This window comes from Streptomyces sp. NPDC088812 (genome assembly GCF_044750285.1).
Taxonomy (GTDB): domain Bacteria; phylum Actinomycetota; class Actinomycetes; order Streptomycetales; family Streptomycetaceae; genus Streptomyces.
In genome coordinates this window covers 1-2121 of record NZ_JBIVJP010000062.1, presented here as the reverse complement: position 1 = coordinate 2121, position 2121 = coordinate 1, and the positions used below count along the sequence as shown (strand labels likewise).

Below are 2121 nucleotides of genomic sequence, written 5' to 3'. Positions count from 1 at the left end.
GGCCCGTTCGGAGACGACGAGGATCGCCGAGGCGCCGTCGTTGAGGGAGGAGGAGTTGCCCGCGGTGACCACGCCGCCCGGCTTGATGATCGGGCGCAGGCCGGCGAGCACCTCGGGGGTGGAGCCGGGACGGGGGCCCTCGTCCGTGTCCACGACCGTCTCGGCGCCCTTGCGGCCCGTGACGACGACGGGCACGATCTCGTCCGCGATGCGGCCGGCCTCGTTGGCGGCCAGCGCACGCTCGTGCGAGCGGGCGGCGAAGGCGTCGGCGTCCTCGCGGGTGATGCCGTCCACCTCGCCGACCTCCTCGGCGGTCTCCGGCATGGAGAAGGTGAACTTCTCCCCGAACTCGCCGTCCGCGAAGCGCGGGTTCACGAAGCGCCAGCCGATCGCGGTGTCGAAGGCCGCGCCGGGCTTGGCGAACGCCGTCGTCGGCTTCTCCATCACCCAGGGGGCGCGGGACATCGACTCCACGCCGCCGGCCACGACGACGTCGGCCATCCCGGAGCGCACCATCGCGGTGGCGATGCCGATCGCGGACATGCCGGACGCGCAGAGGCGGTTCACGGTGATGCCCGGGACGGTGTCCGGGAAGCCGGCCAGCAGCCAGGCCATGCGGGCGACGTTGCGGTTCTCCTCGCCGGCGCCGTTGGCGTTGCCGAGGATGACGTCGTCCACGACCGACGGGTCGATGCCGGCGTCCTCGATCACGGCCTTGACGGTCAGGGCGGCGAGGTCGTCGGGGCGGACGGAGGAGAGGGCACCGCCGTACTTGCCGACGGGCGTGCGGCGACCGCCGACGAGCAGGGCCTGGGACTGTGCGGACATGGAGACTCCTTGAGTGACCGACGACGGGGCGGGCGCGGCGAATTACCGACCGTGCGTTCAGGTTCAGTATCCCGGGCCGGTGTGACGGGGGTCAACTGCGGGGGCGGGGTGTGACGGGGCGGAGGCGGGAGTGGCCGCGGTGCCCTCAGTGCTCGCGCGCTGCCTCGAGCAGCGTGCCGATGCGCGCGATCGCCTCGCGCGCGAAGGCGCGCGTTTGCGTATATCCCTGCCGGACGAGGGCCTGGTCCAGGGCGTCGATCTACCTCTCATGGGGGCGCGGTGTTCTCCCGGAGGTCCGGCTCGGCGGCCGCGACACCTCGTCCTGCGCCGTCGGTCAATGTCGGTGCGCGCCGGGTCAACGCGGGCGCCCACCTCCGCTATACCGTGACGTGCATCACTCTCCCTGCAAACCTGGAGGCGCCATGTCCACCGAGAACCCCCAGACCCACCACGCCGACGTCCTCGTGATCGGTGCCGGCTCGGCTGGCTGTGTCCTGACCCGTCGCCTGCTCGATGCTGGCCGGCGCGTCGCCCTCGTCGAGGCCGGTGAGCATGACGTCAACCCGGACATCGACGACGTCTCCCGCCTCGGCTTCCTGTGGGAGACCGACGTCGACTGGAACTACCGCACCACGCCCCAGCCCGAGCTCGACGGCCGCCGCGTCCACCTGCCCCGCGGCAAGGTCCTCGGCGGCTCGCATGCGCTCAACGCGGCCATCTGGGTGCGCGGCGACCGCTGGGACTACGACACCTGGGCCGGCGAGCTCGGCTGCGCCGGCTGGGCCTGGGACGACGTCGCCCCCTACTTCCGGGCCATCGAGGCGTACCCGGAGGGCGACCCCGCGACCCGCGGCCGCGAGGGGCTGCTCGACATCAGCACCGACTACCCGCACCACCCGATCCAGCAGGCCATGTACGACGCCACCGTCCAGGAGGGCATCCCGGAGAACCCGGACTACAACTCCGGAGACGTCGAGGGCGTCGGCTGGATGCAGCTCAACATCCGCGACGGCAAGCGGTTCAACACGTGGCGCGCCTACCTCAAGCCGGCGGCGGACCACGAGGGCCTCACCCTGGTGACCGGGGCGCGGGCCCGGCGGCTCCTCCTCGACGGCACGCGCGTCATCGGCGCCGCGTTCGACCGTGATGGCGAGATCCTCACGATCACGGCTGACGAGGTCGTGCTCTGTGCCGGCGCGCTCGGCTCCCCCGAGATCCTGCTGCGCTCCGGCGTCGGCCCCGCCGACCACCTGCGCGAGGTGGGCGTCGACGTCGCCCACGACCTGCCCGGCG

At 72.6% G+C, this 2121-nt stretch carries 2 protein-coding genes; one reads left to right on the top strand and one right to left on the bottom strand.

The window, feature by feature from the left end; all coding sequences use genetic code 11:
• A partial coding sequence (locus ACIP67_RS43165) for an acetyl-CoA C-acyltransferase (RefSeq protein ID WP_401700191.1) occupies nt 1-828 on the bottom strand: 828 nt, incomplete at its 3' end.
• 422 nt (nt 829-1250) lie between these two features.
• On the opposite strand from ACIP67_RS43165, the gene ACIP67_RS43160 reads away from it, so the two are divergent.
• Nucleotides 1251-2121: GMC family oxidoreductase (locus ACIP67_RS43160; protein ID WP_401700189.1), on the top strand; the 871-nt coding region annotated here is incomplete at its 3' end.